At 74.1% G+C, this 14,767-nt stretch carries 18 protein-coding genes; 8 read left to right on the top strand and 10 right to left on the bottom strand.

The annotated features are described in order from the left end of the window. Positions 1-2 precede the first annotated feature (2 nt). The 3 genes from ACGFZL_RS24990 to ACGFZL_RS24980 form a co-directional block, all read right to left on the bottom strand. Positions 3-1,418 carry a CitMHS family transporter gene (locus ACGFZL_RS24990; protein ID WP_393694895.1) on the bottom strand — a complete coding sequence of 472 codons (1,416 nt, stop codon included), beginning with the start codon at positions 1,416-1,418 and terminating at the stop codon, positions 3-5. A gap of 140 nt (positions 1,419-1,558) precedes the next feature. Beyond that, positions 1,559-2,206 carry a TetR family transcriptional regulator gene (locus tag ACGFZL_RS24985; protein ID WP_393694893.1) on the bottom strand — a complete coding sequence of 216 codons (648 nt, stop codon included), beginning with the start codon at positions 2,204-2,206 and terminating at the stop codon, positions 1,559-1,561. Beyond that, positions 2,203-2,766, bottom strand: a complete 564-nt coding sequence (locus ACGFZL_RS24980) for a hypothetical protein (RefSeq protein WP_393694891.1) — start codon at positions 2,764-2,766, stop codon at positions 2,203-2,205. Before ACGFZL_RS24980 ends, ACGFZL_RS24985 begins: the two co-directional genes overlap by 4 nt. A 175-nt stretch (positions 2,767-2,941) precedes the next feature. Between ACGFZL_RS24980 and hmgA the strand changes: the two genes are divergently transcribed. The 3 genes from hmgA to ACGFZL_RS24965 are packed head-to-tail and all read left to right on the top strand — an operon-like array spanning position 2,942 to position 6,244. Next, positions 2,942-4,258 (top strand): homogentisate 1,2-dioxygenase, encoded by a 1,317-nt coding sequence (hmgA, locus tag ACGFZL_RS24975; RefSeq protein ID WP_393694889.1) that lies wholly within the window; start codon positions 2,942-2,944, stop codon positions 4,256-4,258. Between the two features lie 41 nt (positions 4,259-4,299). After that, positions 4,300-5,049 carry a GntR family transcriptional regulator gene (locus ACGFZL_RS24970; protein WP_393694887.1) on the top strand — a complete coding sequence of 250 codons (750 nt, stop codon included), beginning with the start codon at positions 4,300-4,302 and terminating at the stop codon, positions 5,047-5,049. Positions 5,050-5,071: 22 nt separating this feature from the next. Then, a complete protein-coding gene (locus tag ACGFZL_RS24965) occupies positions 5,072-6,244 on the top strand; it encodes a type ISP restriction/modification enzyme (protein ID WP_393694885.1) in 1,173 nt (390 codons plus the stop codon). A 265-nt stretch (positions 6,245-6,509) separates the two neighbouring features. Here the strand turns inward: ACGFZL_RS24965 and ACGFZL_RS24960 are convergent, their stop codons facing one another. Beyond that, positions 6,510-6,779: a hypothetical protein gene (locus ACGFZL_RS24960; protein WP_393694883.1), complete on the bottom strand. Its 270-nt coding sequence runs from the start codon at positions 6,777-6,779 to the stop codon at positions 6,510-6,512. A 296-nt stretch (positions 6,780-7,075) separates the two neighbouring features. Beyond that, entirely contained in the window at positions 7,076-7,882 is an 807-nt protein-coding gene (locus ACGFZL_RS24955; protein ID WP_355175471.1) for an SGNH/GDSL hydrolase family protein, read from the bottom strand. A gap of 197 nt (positions 7,883-8,079) precedes the next feature. Between ACGFZL_RS24955 and ACGFZL_RS24950 the strand changes: the two genes are divergently transcribed. Next, entirely contained in the window at positions 8,080-9,174 is a 1,095-nt protein-coding gene (locus tag ACGFZL_RS24950) for a DUF5925 domain-containing protein (protein WP_355175470.1), read from the top strand. Positions 9,175-9,196: 22 nt separating this feature from the next. Here ACGFZL_RS24950 and ACGFZL_RS24945 read toward each other — a convergent pair whose 3' ends face one another. Next, positions 9,197-9,565, bottom strand: coding sequence for a GntR family transcriptional regulator (locus tag ACGFZL_RS24945; RefSeq protein ID WP_355175469.1), 369 nt, complete (start codon positions 9,563-9,565; stop codon positions 9,197-9,199). Between the two features lie 74 nt (positions 9,566-9,639). Between ACGFZL_RS24945 and ACGFZL_RS24940 the strand changes: the two genes are divergently transcribed. The 3 genes from ACGFZL_RS24940 (at position 9,640) to ACGFZL_RS24930 (ending at position 11,298) form a co-directional block, all read left to right on the top strand. Next, positions 9,640-10,566 carry a GNAT family N-acetyltransferase gene (locus ACGFZL_RS24940; RefSeq protein ID WP_393694880.1) on the top strand — a complete coding sequence of 309 codons (927 nt, stop codon included), beginning with the start codon at positions 9,640-9,642 and terminating at the stop codon, positions 10,564-10,566. Continuing rightward, positions 10,547-11,044, top strand: coding sequence for a DUF402 domain-containing protein (locus ACGFZL_RS24935; protein ID WP_393694878.1), 498 nt, complete (start codon positions 10,547-10,549; stop codon positions 11,042-11,044). Before ACGFZL_RS24940 ends, ACGFZL_RS24935 begins: the two co-directional genes overlap by 20 nt. A gap of 119 nt (positions 11,045-11,163) precedes the next feature. After that, positions 11,164-11,298, top strand: a complete 135-nt coding sequence (locus tag ACGFZL_RS24930; protein ID WP_355175463.1) for a hypothetical protein — start codon at positions 11,164-11,166, stop codon at positions 11,296-11,298. 23 nt (positions 11,299-11,321) lie between these two features. Here the strand turns inward: ACGFZL_RS24930 and ACGFZL_RS24925 are convergent, their stop codons facing one another. From ACGFZL_RS24925 to ACGFZL_RS24915, 3 genes are all read right to left on the bottom strand, one after another. Further along, positions 11,322-11,771, bottom strand: a complete 450-nt coding sequence (locus tag ACGFZL_RS24925; RefSeq protein ID WP_393694875.1) for a GNAT family N-acetyltransferase — start codon at positions 11,769-11,771, stop codon at positions 11,322-11,324. A gap of 46 nt (positions 11,772-11,817) precedes the next feature. Next, positions 11,818-12,687, bottom strand: coding sequence for an esterase/lipase family protein (locus ACGFZL_RS24920; RefSeq protein WP_393694873.1), 870 nt, complete (start codon positions 12,685-12,687; stop codon positions 11,818-11,820). Positions 12,688-12,838: 151 nt separating this feature from the next. Beyond that, positions 12,839-13,285, bottom strand: coding sequence for a MarR family winged helix-turn-helix transcriptional regulator (locus ACGFZL_RS24915; protein ID WP_355175457.1), 447 nt, complete (start codon positions 13,283-13,285; stop codon positions 12,839-12,841). A gap of 107 nt (positions 13,286-13,392) precedes the next feature. Between ACGFZL_RS24915 and ACGFZL_RS24910 the strand changes: the two genes are divergently transcribed. Beyond that, positions 13,393-13,767, top strand: coding sequence for a cupin domain-containing protein (locus ACGFZL_RS24910; protein WP_393694871.1), 375 nt, complete (start codon positions 13,393-13,395; stop codon positions 13,765-13,767). On the opposite strand, the gene ACGFZL_RS24905 is transcribed toward ACGFZL_RS24910, so the two are convergent. Continuing rightward, positions 13,764-14,765, bottom strand: a complete 1,002-nt coding sequence (locus ACGFZL_RS24905) for a DNA polymerase thumb domain-containing protein (protein WP_393694869.1) — start codon at positions 14,763-14,765, stop codon at positions 13,764-13,766. The two genes, ACGFZL_RS24910 and ACGFZL_RS24905, sit on opposite strands and share 4 nt — an antisense overlap. Positions 14,766-14,767 lie beyond the last annotated feature (2 nt).

The raw sequence follows: 14,767 nt of genomic DNA, 5'->3' as shown, positions 1-14,767 counted from the left end.
GGTCAGACGATGCCGAAGAGGACGGCCGCCGCGAGGATCACCAGGCAGGTGAGGACCGCCCACTTGACCACGAACCGGGTGTGGTCGCCGAACTCCACCTTGGCCATGCCGACCAGCACGTAGACGGCGGGCACCAGCGGGCTGGACATGTGCAGGGGCTGGCCGACGATCGAGGCGCGGGCGATCTCCAGGGTGGACACTCCGTGCGCGTGCCCGGCCTCGGCGAGGACCGGCAGGACGCCGAAGTAGAAGCCGTCGTTGGACATGAAGTAGGTGAGCGGGAGGCTCAGCAGGCCGGTGACCAGGCCCATGTGCGGGCCCATTCCGTCGGGGATGGTGTCCACCAGCCAGGTGGCCATGTGGTCGACCATGCCGGTGCCGGTGAGGACGCCGGTGAAGACGGCGGCGGCGAAGACCATGCCGGAGACGTTGAGGACGTTGTCGGCGTGGGCGGAGACGCGGGCCTTCTGGTCGGCCATCTGCGGGAAGTTGACGGTCAGCGCGAGGGCGGCGCCGAGCAGGAACAGCACCGGGATGGGCAGCAGCTCCATGATCATGGCGGTGAGGAGGGCGATGGTGAGCAGCGCGTTGAACCAGTACAGCCTGGGCCGCAGGGTGGGGCGGTGCGGGTCGAGGCCCTGGAAGCCGTCCTCGGCGGGGGCGCCCGCGCCGGGGGCGCCGGCGGACGGGGCGTCGGGCAGGGAGCCCGGCTCGTCGCCCGTGCCGCCACTCGCCGTGGCCCCGGTTCCCACCAGCACCGTCTCCTCCCGCTCGGCCTCGGGGAGCACCAGGGCCGGCGTCAGCGTGCCGAGGCGCCTGCGCTCGCGCATCCCGAGCACGTAGGCCAGGACCAGGACGGCCACCAGGCCGACGGCCAGGGCCGGGATCATCGGGACGAAGATGTCGGTGGCGTCGACCTTGAGGGCGGTCGCGGCGCGGGCGGTCGGGCCGCCCCAGGGCAGGGTGTTCATCACGCCGTTGGCCATCGCGGCGACGCCGGTCATGACGACCAGGCTCATCTTCAGCCGCTTGTACAGCGGGTACAAGGCCGACACCGTGATCATGAAGGTGGTCGAGCCGTCGCCGTCCAGGGAGACGATCGCGGCGAGCAGCGCCGTGCCGACGACGATCCGCATCGGGTCGGCCTTGCAGAACCGCAGGATCGCCCGCACGATCGGGTCGAAGAGCCCGACGTCGATCATCACGCCGAAGTAGACGATGGCGAACATGAGCATCGCCGCGGTGGGCGCGAGGCTGGACACGCCGTCGATGACGTAGTCGCCGAGGTGGGCACCCTTGCCGACGATCACACAGAACAGCGCGGGGATCAGCACGAGCGCCGCGATCGGCGACATCTTCTTCAGCATGATCAGGACCAGGAAGGTCGCGATCATGGCGAAGCCGAGGATGGTCAGCATGAGTGGATACCTAACGTTCGCCCTTGAACATCCCACCGGGCAGGCGGTGCGACGACGTTAGGTGGCGCAAAGCAGCGTTAACAAGACGTTGACATGCGAGCAATAAGCGCGAAAGTCCTGGTCAAGGGGGTGGGCGGGGGTCAGCCCAGAATCTGCCCCAGGTAGGCCCGCAGCAGTCCGCGGGCCTCCTCGATGATCCGCGGGTCCCCCTCGGGCGCCACCCGGAAGGCGAGCCGCACCAGGGTGTCGGCGGTCTCGACGGCCACCAGGAAGGCCCGGCGCAGCGCCTCGTCGGGGGTGCGGCCGAGGTGGCCGCAGAGCAGGTCGGTGAGCCGGTCGGCGACCCGGTGGTTGGGCTCGGCGCCCCGGCTGCCGACGGGTATCTGGTTGCCGAAGTCGACCAGGGAGAAGCCGGGCGCGGTCCGCATCATCGCCAGGTACTCGTCGAGGACCGCGTCGAGCGCGGCCTGCCAGCCGCCGGCGTCACCGGCGCCGGCGGCGCGGGCGGTGTCGCCGCCGCGCGTCAGCCGCTCGGTGACCCGCTGCGCGTAGCGGTCCAGGTTGCGCCGGGCCAGGGCGTCGGCCATCTGCCGCTTGTTGCCGAAGAAGCGGTAGACCGAGCCGATGGGGACGCCGGCCCGCTGGGCGACGGCGCGGGTGCTCAGGCCGTCGTAGCCGACCTCGTCGAGCAGTTCGGCGCAGGCGTCCAGGATCCTGGCCAGCCGCTCGGCGCTGCGCCGCTGCACGGGGGCGCGGCGCAGCGAGGTCTCTTCGGGCACGGTGCTCATGATCGCCTCCCGCCCCGGTCCGGCGCACCGTGACCTCCGTTACCCGGCAGGGGGCCCGAGGAGGTGATGTCGGCGGTGCTCTGCACGGGCCGGCCGTCGACCGTCCAGACCGCGCCGTCGTCGGCGTGCAGCCGGGCGGTGACGTGGTGGGTGCCGCGGGGCACGAAAGCGGCGGCGAGGCGGAAGTCGGGGCCGTGCAGGTGGGCGACGGGCCTGCCGTCCACGAACAGGTGGGCGGTGCCGCGCCCGCCCCGCGCACTGGGCGCGGTGCCGGGCGGCGAGAAGCGGAAGCCGCGCACGGTCAGGCGTACCTGCCAGCCGCCGGCGTCGTCGGGCTGCACCTCGACGCCGACCGCGAGCGGATGCCCGGCCGCCGCCTCCCGGTGACGCCGGCCGTCCTCGTCCCCGGTGCCGAGGGGTCGCCCCGCGGACGTGGACGACGTCCCCTCCGGCGACTCGTCCGCCCCGCGTGAGCCGCAGCCCGCGGCTGCGGCCAGCAGGGCACAGACGGCGAGCGCGGTCCCCGCACTCCGCCTCCCCGCTCTCCGTGTCCACGACATGTCCGGAGACTAGAACACGGGTCCGACACCGCGGATCCTCCCGTGGTCGGGTTCGGCCGTCCTCCACAGGAGGGACCGGCGCGCCCCGTACGGGTCTTGCGCGATGGAAACCGTATTCCTATGGTGTGCCATAGGAATACGGTGTGCGACAGGATCCGATGGCGAGGAGCGATCGATGAGCGGGGACGCGCGCAAGACGGCGGAGCAATTGGCCTACCTCACCGGCTATGGCAACGAGCACAGCTCCGAGGCCGTGCCCGGCGCCCTGCCCGAGGGCCGCAACTCCCCCCAGCGGGCGCCCCTCGGGCTCTACGCCGAGCAGCTCAGCGGCACGGCGTTCACCGAACCCCGGTCGCACAACCGGCGCTCCTGGCTGTACCGCATCCACCCCTCGGCCGCCCACCCGGCGTTCACCCGCACCGGCAACGGCGCGCTGCGCACCGGCCCGTTCACCGAGTGCGTCCCGGACCCCAACCGCCTGCGCTGGAGCCCGCTGCCCGAGCCGCCGGCCGGCACCGACTTCCTGGCCGGCCTGTGGACGCTGGGCGGCAACGGCGACGCGACGCAGCGCACCGGGATGGCCGTGCACCTCTACCACGCCAACGCCTCCATGGAGCGCGTCTTCGGCGACGCCGACGGCGAGCTGCTCGTCGTCCCGGAGCGCGGCGGGCTGCTGCTGCGCACCGAGTTCGGGCTGCTGCGCGCCGAGCCGGGCGAGGTGGCTCTGGTCCCGCGCGGGGTCCGCTTCCGCGTGGAGCTGCTCGACGGGGAGGCCCGGGGCTACGTCTGCGAGAACTACGGCGCCCCCTTCCGCCTCCCCGACCTCGGCCCGATCGGCGCCAACGGCCTGGCCAACGCGCGGGACTTCCGCGCCCCGGTCGCCGCGTACGAGGACGTCGAGGGGCCGGTGGAGGTGGTCAACAAGTTCTGCGGCAACCTCTGGAGCGCCGCCTACGACCACTCCCCGCTCGACGTGGTCGCCTGGCACGGCAACCTGGTGCCGTACGTCTACGACCTGCGCCGCTTCAACGTCATCGGGACCATCTCCTACGACCACCCCGACCCGTCGATCTTCACGGTGCTCACCTCGCCGTCGGACACCCCGGGCCTGGCCGGCGTGGACTTCGTGGTGTTCGCGCCGCGCTGGCTGGTCGGCGAGGACACCTTCCGGCCGCCGTACTTCCACCGGAACGTGATGAGCGAGTACATGGGCCTGATCGAGGGCGCCTACGACGCCAAGGCGGATGGCTTCCTGCCGGGCGGCGGGTCGCTGCACAACATGATGTCGGCGCACGGCCCGGACCGGGAGACCTTCGACCGGGCCAGTGCCGCCGAGCTGAGGCCGCAGAAGGTCGACGACGGCCTGGCCTTCATGTTCGAGACCCGCTGGCCGGTGACGCTGACCCCGCACGCGGCCGGCGCCGACCACCTCCAGGGGCGGTACGACGACGTCTGGCAGGGCCTGGAGCGGCACTTCCGCGCCGGGGCCTGACCCCTTGCTCAGAGCCTTCCCCGACCGGTACGGATGACCCCGTGACCTCCTTCGCCCCGGACTCCATCGTCCTGAACCGCAAGCTGCCGCTGTGGTACCAGGTGTCGCAGTCGCTGCGCGCCTCGATACTGGGCCGCTCGCCCCGGGACCCGCTGCGGCTGCCCACCGAGGAGCAGCTCGCCGGGCACTACGGGGTGAGCGTGCTGACCATGCGGCAGGCGCTGAAGGAGCTGGAGGAGGAGGGGCTGATCACCCGTCACCGGCGCCGGGGCACCTTCATCGAGCCGGACGTGCGGCGGGGCGCCCCGGTGCGGCTGCTCGGCTCGGTGGACGCCATCGTGGCCCAGCAGTCCGGCATGCGCACCGAGCTGCTCGGCCACGGCACGGGGCCGGTGCCGCCCGAGGCCGCCGAGCACTACCCGGACCTGACGGAGGCCGTCACCTTCCACCGGCTGCGCCGGGACGAGCAGACCGGCGAGCCCACCAACCACGCCCGCAACTACGTCCGCCCCGAGCTTGCCGCCCGTGTCGACCCCGCCGACCTGGCCCGCTGGCCGATGACCAAGGTGCTGCGGGACGTGGTGGGCGTGGAGATCGGCCGGATCACCGACACCGTGGAGGCCCGGCTCGCCGATCCGGAGACGGCCCGGCTGCTCGACGTGCCGCTGCTCAGCCCGATCCTGCACTACACCGGGGTCACCCACGACCCGGCCGGACGGGTCCTCGACGTGGCGGTGATCCACTACCGGGGCGACCGGTTCTCCTTCACGGTCACCCTGGACGCCACCTGAGCGGGCGCCCCGCCGTCGTACGATGCCCGGCGTGACGCAGGACGACGACGCGCCGCCGCTGGCGGACCTCATGCCCTGGTCCGTCGCACCGCCCCGGCTGGGCCGCGGGTGGCCGGCGGCCCCCGACGCGGCGTCCCTGACGGCCCGTTGGGCGGCGCTGGTCGCGGCCGAGGGGCCCGACCGCGCGGCCCTGTTCCAGCCGACCCGCTCGCGCACCCTGCACTCGGCGGTGGGACGGCTGCCCGGCGGGAGGGGCGGTTCGGAGCGGCTGGCGCGGGCCGCGGGCCCCTGCCCGGAGCCCGTCCGCGTGCTGCGCGCCCCGTTCGACGAGCAGTGGCTGATCCCCGACCACCGGCTGATCGACGCGGCCCGGCCCGAGCTGTGGCGGGTGGCCGACGCCCGGCAGGTCTTCCTGGTCGAGACGGCCGCCCCGGCCGGCCCGCAGGTCCTCGCGACCTCCCTGCTGCCCCTGTTCGCCACCGCCCGCGTCCGCCCCCTGTACCGCCGCCCCGGCGCGGCCGAGCCGAACCTCGCCCCCGGACTCACCGACCTGCTGGCCGCCCGCCTCGGCGGGCGCCCCGCCCCGCTGGACGTGCTGGCCTGGATCCTGACCGCCGCCAGGACCGGCGCGGCGGGGCCGCCGGTGGTGCCGCTCACCGCGGACCGGGCCCTGTGGGATCGGGGGGTCGCCCTGGGCCGCCGGGCCCTGTGGCTGATGCGCCGCGACGGGGAGCGCCCCAAGCTGCCGGGTGGCCGCCGGCCCTACGTCCGGGCGCCGCTGCCCGCACGCCCGCTGACGCCGGTCTACGACCGCGACGAGGAGGCCCTGCACCTGGACACCGGCCGGATCTCCCCCGTGCCGCCCGGCGCCTGGGAGTTCGAGGCGGGCGGGGCGCGGGTGCTCGAGCAGTGGTTCGCGGCCCGTACCGCCGGCGCCGAGCCCGGCACACTGGCCGCCCTCGGCCCGGCCGGCTGGCCGCAGACCCGCACCTCGGAGCTGCTGGAGCTGATCACGGTCCTGGCGCTGCTCGCCGAGGTCCGCGCGGAGGCGGCGGAGCTGACGGTCACGGACCAGGTCACGGCCGCCGACCTGCGCGCCGCCGGCGTCCTGCCGGTGCCCGCCCCGGCCCGCCGGCCCGCCTCGGTCCTGGACGACCGCGAGGAGGGCCCGGAGGGTCAGCTGGCGCTCCTCTGACCGGGCCCGGAGGGCCGGCGGCGGACGGTCGCCGAGGGAGCCCGGCCGGCTGGAACCCGGTCAGCGAGGTGGCCTCGGCGCTGCGCGCGCGGTGCAGCGTGTGGTGCTCGTCCCGCGCGTGGTGGGCCGCTGCCCGTGGGGCGCGTCGAGCGAGACGGGTCGGCCTCTGGCGGCCGGGTGGGGTCGTGCTGCCGGGTGGACGCCAGGGGACACGGGCGGGCCTGGGCGCCGCGCCGGGACGGGGGTGACCGCCGGGGCGCGGGCCTCAGTTGGCGCCGAAGAGGGTGCGGCGCAGGCGTCGCAGGGGAGCGAAGAGCGAGACCCGGCGCACCCGGGCACCCCGGCCGCCGCGCTCGTGCCTGGTGTCGCGTGCGGTCAGCTCCCGCATCAGCGAGGTGGCCTCCACCGTCTCCCGCTGCGGGAGGGCAGGCCCTCCGAGCACGGCGAGATGACGGTCGAGACGCGAACTGGTCGCGCTGCTCCCGCAGGTGATCGCGGGGACCCTTGCCCTGCTGCGCATCGTTATCTGTTCCATGTCACTCCCCACCCGTACGAGTCCACCCGGCCCGGGCAGGGTAACCCTATCGCCTGGGTGGGGCGTGCGTGTATCGCGGTCACAGTATTCACCTTCCCCGTAAGGGGGTTGACGATTACTCTCCGAATCCAGCGCATTCCAGGGCGAGTTGGACAACTGCCCCGCGGCCTGGTCGGATGCCGACCCCCCGTCGAGGCCGACAGTGACGGCGAGTTACGGTGCGTGACCGCAGACGACGACACGCCCCGGCCGGCGGACGGGGCGTGTCGCAGGTGCGCGGGACGCGCGGGAGGGGATCAGGCGGCGCTGGTCAGGACCGGGAGGTAGCCGCCGGACTGGCCGGAGGCGGTGGGGTGGTAGGACTCGCCGATGTTGAGCCAGTTGACGCTGTGCAGCCAGGAGCTGCTGGAGCAGATCTCGTGGCCGGTGAAGGTGGTGCGGACGTCGCCGAAGACGAAGCCGTGGTCGGCGGCGCGCTTGGCGATGGCGGTGTCGAGGACGTCGGAGGCGTCGTTGATGGCCTTGCGCTTGGTCTCGGAGAGGCCGAGGCAGGTGGTGCCGAGCTTGTAGAAGCGGGGGTAGCCGAGGACGACGACGCGGGCGTTGGGGGCCTTGGCGCGGATGGCGTCGTACACCCCGTCGAGCTGCCCGGGGAGCGTGGAGCCGACGTAGGCGCGGGCGGTGGCGATCCGGGACAGGCAGGCGCTGTCCGACTGGAGCACACAGGTCGTCATGACGTCGGCGAACCCGGCGTCGTTGCCGCCGATGCTGATGGAGACGAGGGCGGTGGCGGAGCTGAGGGGGCCGAGCTGTCCGGAGAGAACATCACCCGTACGGGCGCCGGAGCAGGCGGTGAAGTCGAACGTGGAGGGTGAGTGGGCGGCCGCCCAGAGGTACGGGTGGGACTTCGTGCTGCGCTTGCAGTCGCCGCTGGAGGCGATGTAGCTGCCGGAGCCGACTCCGGAGGAGTAGGAGTCGCCCAGCGCCACATAGCCGCCCGCCGCGGCGGGTTGGGCCGCCTGGGCGGCCGTGGCGCCGGTGAGGGCCGCGCCGGCGGCGAGGAGGAGGGAACTCAGGAAGCCGGCAAGTCGGGAACGTCTCATGGAACCTCCCTTTAGCAGGAACTCCGCCATCACCGTGGTAGCAGCGACACGGGCTTGCGGGAAGTGTTCATGTCAAAGGTTCACCGGTTCGGCTGACGCTCGTTCAGACTGACGTTCCCTCAGGGAGGCCCGCCGCGACCCGCCGGGCACCGGGGAAACCGGGTGCACGCGAGGGGTGTGTGCCGGATCATGGCGGCATGTCCGTGAACCCGCACGACGCCCTGCCGCTCCGGCTGGCCCTCGACGACGGCGACTCCCCCTCCGATGTGATCGACGCCCTGTTCCTCGGCCGCTTCGCCACCGGCGAGCAGCCGCACGCGCACGGGGCCGCCGTCGAGCGGGTGCGCGCGTCGGCGACACTGCTGCCGACCGGCGCGCGCGTCCTGCGCGCCGCCCGCGACGGCGACCGCAGCGCCGTGCTGGCGGAGGGCGACGGCTGGACCCTGCTGGTCCGCCGCTGGAGCCGGGGCGCCGACGTCACCGTGACGGCGACCGGCGCGGAGCTGGCGGAGCGGGTCCTCGGCGAGGCGACGGACGGCGCCGCCGACGAGCCCGCGCCGCAGCCGGAGGACGTGACGATGGGCTTCTGGTACGTCTCCCCGCACCGGGGCCCGTACCGCACCACCCGGCAGATCGCGGCCGGCACCTGGGAGGAGGTGCGGGCCAACTACACGGCGCCGGTCGCGGACGCGATGGACCGGCTGATGAAGACGACGCCGGAGGACATCGCGGGCCGGCTGCTGCTCCTGCACGGGCCGCCCGGCACCGGCAAGACCTCGGCGCTGCGCACGCTGGCGCGGTCCTGGCGGGACTGGTGCCAGGTGGACTGCGTGCTCGATCCGGAGCGGCTCTTCTCCGACGTCGGCTATCTGATGGACATCGCGATCGGCGAGGAGGACGGCTCGGGCAAGGACCGCTGGCGGCTGCTGCTCCTGGAGGACTGCGACGAGCTGATCCGCGGTGAGGCCAAGCACACCGCGGGCCAGGCGCTGTCGCGGCTGCTCAACCTCACCGACGGGCTGCTCGGCCAGGGCCGCAAGGTCCTGGTGGGCGTCACCACCAACGAGGACCTGGAGCGGCTGCACCCCGCCGTCGTCCGTCCAGGGCGCTGCCTGGCCCGCATCGAGGTGGGCCCGCTGACCCGCCCGGAGGCGGTGGAGTGGCTCGGCTCGGAGGAGGGCCTCGGCCGCGAGGGCGCCACGCTGGCGGAGCTGTTCGCGCTGCGCCGGGGCACGTCGCCGACGGCGGTGCCGGAGCCGCGGGCCGGCACGGAGGCCGGGCTGTACCTGTAGGCGGCGAGGCCGGGCGAGGCCCCTACGTCCCGTACACCGCCCGCAGCGCCTCCCGGGCGGCGGCCAGCGCGGCGGGCTCGGTGAGGCCCAGGCGCCGGGCGCGTTCGGCGTAGGCGCGGGCGGCCGCGGCCAGCTCGCGTTCGGCGGCCGAGCCCGCGGCGGCGACGAACGTGCCGTTGCGGCCCCGGGTCTCGATCACCCCGTCGGCCTCCAGGGCCCGGTAGGCCTTGGCGACCGTGTTGGCGGCGAGCCCCAGGGACTCGGCCAGGCCCCGCACGGTGGGCAGCCGGTAGCCGACCGGCAGCGCCCCGGAGCGCGCCTGCTCGGCGATCTGCGCGCGCACCTGCTCGTAGGGCGCCGCGCCGTCATCGATGTCGATCTGCAAGGTCACGGGGCCGATTGTCCCGTATCGCGGGTGGAAAATGGGAGGCAGCCGGGCGTGCGGCGGCCGTAGCGTGCCTGCCCATGACCGTCCTCGTACGCGATCTCCGGCCGGACGACCCGGCCGATGTCGCGGCCTTCGCCCATGTCCGCCACCTCGCCCTTCCGTACATCCTGTGGACGCCCGAGGCCGTGCTGCACCGGCTCGCGCACACCCCGGCCGAGGCCCGCAGCCGCTCGCTGGTCGCGGAGGAGGACGGGGAGACGATCGGCACCGCCCAGATCGGCCTCGTCCACGACAGCCCGGAGCCCGGCCAGGGGTACCTGAACGTCTACGTCCGCCCCGACCGCACCCGGCGCGGCGCCGGCGGGCTGCTGGTGCGCACCGCCGAGGAGCATCTGACGGCCGAGGGCGCGACGCGGCTGTACAGCTGGGTCCTTGACGAGCCGGCGAACTGCGCCTTCGCCGAGGCCCGCGGCTACCGGCGGCGCCGCTCCGCCCACTTCCTGCGCCTGGACCTGACCGACGGCACCCCGCCGCCCCCGCCCACCGCTCCCCCGGGCGTCGAGCTGCGCACCGCGGCCGACTTCGCCGCCGACCCGCGCCCGCTGTTCGCGCTGGACGCGGAGACCATGGCCGACGAACCGAGCGACGTGGAGACGGAGTTCACCGACTACGAGGCGTGGCTCGCGGAGACCTGGCGCCATCCGCTACTGAACCGCGAGCTGACCTCGGTCGTGGTGGCGGACGGCCGCCCGGTCGCCTTCAGCGTGGCCTACACCGACGGCACCCGCTATGTCACCGCCATGACCGGCACCGCCCGCGCCTTCCGCGGCCGGGGCCTGGCCAAGCTCGCCAAGGCCGCCTCGCTGCACCGCGCCCGCGCCGCCGGGTACACCGAGGCGCTGACGGGCAACGACGCGGGCAACGACCCGATGCTGGCGATCAACAAGGGGTTCGGCTACGAGATCTGCGGTACGGAGGTGCGGTATGTCCGGGACGTCGCCTGAGGGTCCGGTGCTGGAGGTCGTGCTGGTCAAGGCGGGCCGCACGAAGATCCGTTACCCGGCCCGCCTGCTGCGCGACGACGGCACCCGGCTCGCCGTCCGCGCCCCCTGGGCGGGCGCCGGCGTCCGCGACTTCGGCTTCGTGCGCTTCGAGCCGGGCGACGTGTTCACCGAGTACTACTGGCGCGACCGCTGGTACGCGGTGAAGGAGGTCAGGGACGGCGCGGGGGCCCTGAAGGGCTGGTACTGCGACGTCACCCGCCCCGCCGTGCGCGGCGGCGGCGAAGTGGTCGTCGAGGACCTCGACCTGGACCTGTGGTGCGGCGTGGACCGCGCGGACGTACGGCGCCTGGACGAGGACGAGTTCGCCGCGAGCGGGCTGGCCGAGCGGGACCCGGAGGCCGCCGCGGCGGCGACGGCGGCGCTGGACGAACTGGAGCGGCTGGCCCGCGGGGACGGCTTCGCCGGACTCCTGGAGTGACGGCCGGGTCTCCCCGGTGAGAACTGACATCGTTCCGCGTGCATCGATGAGTGACGGGCGGGGAAGGGGTCTACCTCCGTGAGAACCCGGGAACCCGGTGGATCCGTGAGGAGGCAGCCATGCGCCGTCTGACCGTGCAGAAGCCCCTGAAGAGGACCGACGCCCGCCGTGTCCGCGAGGAGGCGGACGAGCGCCCCGCCGGGCGGCCCGAGGTGCGCCGGGACATCGCGCGCACCTGGTGGCCGGACGCGTGAGCGGGGCGGCGCGGTGAGACGCGTCAGAGCAGCCGCTTGCGGTAGTGGAGCCGGTCGTAGGGCCCGTCGACCCGGCGTTCCACCAGCTCGTAGCCGTACTTCGGGTAGATCCGCTGGTTCTCCCACATCAGGGCGTTGGTGTAGAGCCTGACCTCGGGCAGGCCGAGGGCGCGCGCGTGCGCGTCCACGAAGGCCAGCAGCCGCCGCCCCACCCCCTGGCCGTGCGCGTCGGGGTGGACGGCGATGCTGTCGAGGAAGAGGTGGTCGGGGCGGGCCTCCAGGACCACGAGGCCGGTCACCGGCTCGCCGGTGACGAAGACCCGCCCCGCGGCCACGTCCGCCGCGTGGTCGGCCTCCATCGGCTGCGGCACCACGCCGATGCGGTCGATGTAGGGCCGGTAGGCCGCGTCGGTGACCGCCTTCACGGCCGGCACGTCGGCCGCGTCCGCCCGCCTGATCTGCTCGTCTGCCATGCCGCGCACGGTATCCGCCCGTGCGCGGCATGATCACGCGCGGCCGTCAGTCGAAGACCGACGCGCAGGTGGTGGGGCCGACGTGGGCGGGGTCGAGGGAGTGGGCCACCTCGTGGAAGGTGACCCGGTCGGTGAGGGCGATGGCGAGGTGCTCGGAGAGGTCGAGCGGGCACAGGTCCTGGAGCAGCACGTTGCGCACGCCGGCGCCGGTGAGGAACTGGGTCCGGTACGGCGTGACGACCTCGTCGTACCTGCTGGCGATGACGGTGTAGGCGACGCCGGGCACGGTGTCGCCGCCCGCGTTGAGCTTGGTGAGCACCGGGGACCCGACGATCTGGTCGGCCAGGGCCGGGGTGGCCGTGGTGAGCAGGTCCTTGGCGCCGGGGAAGTAGGGCAGCAGGTTGGTCAGGCCGGACAGCGTGGTGCCGTGGTTGCTGGGCGCGATGCCGACGAGGGCGCCCACCTTGGCGGCGCCGCCGAGGAAGCGCAGGTAGTAGCGGGGCATCATGCCGCCCTGCGAGTGGCCGACGAGGTCGGTCTCGGGGGCGCCGGTGGCGGCGAGCACCCGGTCGACGAAGGTGGAGAGCTGCTCGGCCGACTTCTCGACCGGGCCGAGGCCGTTGAAGAGCGGGACGCCGGGGAGTTGCCCGTAGTCGAGGGAGAAGACGCAGTAGCCGCGGTTCTTGAGGTAGGGCGCGAGGCCCAGCCAGTTGTCCACGGAGTTGCCGAAGGTGCCGTGGACCAGGACGACGGGGCGGGGGTGGGCGGCGGACGGCTTGCAGGACCAGTCGTTCCAGCCGCTGCTGGGGGCGGCGGCGGCCGGGGCGGCGGTGGCGGTGGTGGCGGGCACGACGGCGGCAGCGGTGGCCAGCAGCAGTGCGGCCAGCGGTCTGAGGGCTCGTCTCCAGGGCAGCATCGGGTGATCTCCTTGCGGCTCAAGGGAGGTGCGACGGCATGACGCCCTGTGATCCGGATCACGGGATGCTGTTCACCCGTCAAGTTACGGGCGAGTAGGGAACAAGGGGAAGTTACGCGTCGGTAAAACTTCCGGGCGCGTCGCGCCGGGATCACCAGGTGGGGCGGATGGGACCGCCGGGCGCGAGCCGGAGCAGCCGGTCGGCCAGGGCGCGGACCTCGTCCTCGCCCAGTACGGCGGCCCAGGCGCCCACCGCCTCCGCGGCGGCCTCGTCGGCGGCCCGGGTGCAGGCCCGGCCCCGCTCGGTCAGCACCACCAGCCGGGCGCGCGCGTCGGCGGGATGCGGGCGGCGCTCGACGTACCCCTTGCGCACCAGCTCGTCGACGAGCTGCCCGGCCGCCTGCTTGGTCACCCCGAGGTGTACGGCGAGGTCGGTGGCCGTCGCGTCACCCGGCGCGAGCCGGGCGAAGGCGAACCCGTGCGCGGGCCGCAGGTCCTCGAACCCCCGGGCGACGACCCCGTCATGGACGCGCCGGGTGAGGTCACCGGCGGCGGCCAGCAGGGCGGTGGACAGGGCGAGGGCGTCGGAGGGCTGCACGGGGGCCATTGAAACACTCTTGACGAAATGGTCAAGCAGCTTGACCATGGTTCCGCATGGACAAGCAGCTTGACCATCCTGGTCACCGATCACACCGAGGAGCAGCCATGCCCGTCGTCCGCTCGTCCGAGGCCGTCGTCCACGAGATCCACGGCGCCCGCTTCGTCTCGTACGCCGCCCCGCGCACCGGCAGCAGGGAGCTGGCCGCCTGGCGGGTCGAGATCCCCGCGGGGAGCGGGGGGCCCGCGCACCGCGTGAGCCGGGAGGAGGTCTTCCACCTGCTCGACGGGGAGCTGGTGGTGACGGTGGACGGGCGCACCGAGCGGGTGGCCGCCGGGGACACGGTGATCATCAATCCGGGTGCGACCCTCGCCCTGGAGAACCCCGCCGACCGGACCGCCACCGCCTGGGTCACCACGTCCGTCGGCCTGGAGGCCGAACTCGCCGACGGCACCCGGCTCACGCCCCCGTGGGCCAATTAGGCCGCCAGGGACCCCGGCATCACCGCCCTCGGTCCGAACTTCGCCCGCGCGCGGTCCGCGACCTCCTCGATGCGGCGGACCTTCTCGTCCACCGGGTCGAAGGTCAGCTGGTGGGAGGCGTGTTCGGCGGGGGTGAGGCCCTCGGCGCGCAGGGCGAGGACGCGGACCCGGGCGCGCTGGAGGCCGAGGGACTCGTACAGGGCGTACGCGACCTTCGCGAGCGCGGCCGAGTGGGCGGTCGGCTCGGGGAGGGTGCGGGTGCGGGTGGTGGCGGTGGGGGTCCCCCCGCTCGAGCTGATTCGAGAGTGGGGGAGGTCGGCGTAGCGGACGGTGAGGGTGAGGGTGCGGCACACCTTGTCCACGGCGCGCAGCCGGGCGCCCAGTTCCTCGGCGGCCGACAGCAGGGCGCGGCGGTGCCGGTCGGGGTCCAGCTCGTCGCGGCTGAAGGGGCGTTCGGTGGCCAGTGAGCGGGAGACGCCGTTCGGGACGACCCGGCCGCGGTCGACGCCCTGGGCCTTCTCGCGCAGTTCGCGGCCGGTGCGCGCGCCGACCAGGCGCTGGAGGGTGGACAGGGGCGCGGCGGCGACCCGGCCGAGGGTGTCCAGGCCGTACTCGCACAGCACCCGTGCGGTGGCGGTGCCGACGCCGGGCAGCGCGGCGACCGGCTTGCCGGCCAGGAACTCCGCCGCCCCGTCCGCGTCCACCGCGCGGGTCGTCCCCGGCATGGCCTCCCGCAGCGCCATGCGGGCCAGCAGCGGCCCGGGCCCGGCGCCGATCGCGCAGTCGACGCCGTGCAGCGCGAGGGCGCGGACCCGGATGACCGAGGCGAGCTGCACCGCGTCGCGGGCGAAGTACCGCTCGGCGCCGGCGAGATCGGCCAGCGCCCCGTCGGGAGGCAGCGCCTCGACGACCGGCGTGAACTCCTCCAGCAGACCGAGCAGCCCGGGCAGGGCCGTCTCGCTCGCCGGCGGCTGGAAACGTACGCAGAGAATCGTCATCC

This window comes from Streptomyces sp. NPDC048182, assembly GCF_043202555.1.
Taxonomy (GTDB): domain Bacteria; phylum Actinomycetota; class Actinomycetes; order Streptomycetales; family Streptomycetaceae; genus Streptomyces.
This window is presented reverse-complemented; position numbering and strand designations above follow the sequence as displayed.

Bases quoted from the DNA above. Each gene is read 5' to 3' on its own strand.
- ACGFZL_RS24990 (WP_393694895.1), bottom strand. From the start codon at position 1,418: ATGCTGACCATCCTCGGCTTCGCCATGATCGCGACCTTCCTGGTCCTG.
- ACGFZL_RS24985 (WP_393694893.1), bottom strand. From the start codon at position 2,206: ATGAGCACCGTGCCCGAAGAGACCTCGCTGCGCCGCGCCCCCGTGCAG.
- ACGFZL_RS24980 (WP_393694891.1), bottom strand. From the start codon at position 2,766: ATGTCGTGGACACGGAGAGCGGGGAGGCGGAGTGCGGGGACCGCGCTC.
- hmgA (WP_393694889.1), top strand. From the start codon at position 2,942: ATGAGCGGGGACGCGCGCAAGACGGCGGAGCAATTGGCCTACCTCACC.
- ACGFZL_RS24965 (WP_393694885.1), top strand. From the start codon at position 5,072: ATGCCCGGCGTGACGCAGGACGACGACGCGCCGCCGCTGGCGGACCTC.
- ACGFZL_RS24960 (WP_393694883.1), bottom strand. From the start codon at position 6,779: ATGGAACAGATAACGATGCGCAGCAGGGCAAGGGTCCCCGCGATCACC.
- ACGFZL_RS24955 (WP_355175471.1), bottom strand. From the start codon at position 7,882: ATGAGACGTTCCCGACTTGCCGGCTTCCTGAGTTCCCTCCTCCTCGCC.
- ACGFZL_RS24950 (WP_355175470.1), top strand. From the start codon at position 8,080: ATGTCCGTGAACCCGCACGACGCCCTGCCGCTCCGGCTGGCCCTCGAC.
- ACGFZL_RS24940 (WP_393694880.1), top strand. From the start codon at position 9,640: ATGACCGTCCTCGTACGCGATCTCCGGCCGGACGACCCGGCCGATGTC.
- ACGFZL_RS24935 (WP_393694878.1), top strand. From the start codon at position 10,547: ATGTCCGGGACGTCGCCTGAGGGTCCGGTGCTGGAGGTCGTGCTGGTC.
- ACGFZL_RS24930 (WP_355175463.1), top strand. From the start codon at position 11,164: ATGCGCCGTCTGACCGTGCAGAAGCCCCTGAAGAGGACCGACGCCCGC.
- ACGFZL_RS24925 (WP_393694875.1), bottom strand. From the start codon at position 11,771: ATGGCAGACGAGCAGATCAGGCGGGCGGACGCGGCCGACGTGCCGGCC.
- ACGFZL_RS24920 (WP_393694873.1), bottom strand. From the start codon at position 12,687: ATGCTGCCCTGGAGACGAGCCCTCAGACCGCTGGCCGCACTGCTGCTG.
- ACGFZL_RS24910 (WP_393694871.1), top strand. From the start codon at position 13,393: ATGCCCGTCGTCCGCTCGTCCGAGGCCGTCGTCCACGAGATCCACGGC.
- ACGFZL_RS24905 (WP_393694869.1), bottom strand. From the start codon at position 14,765: ATGACGATTCTCTGCGTACGTTTCCAGCCGCCGGCGAGCGAGACGGCC.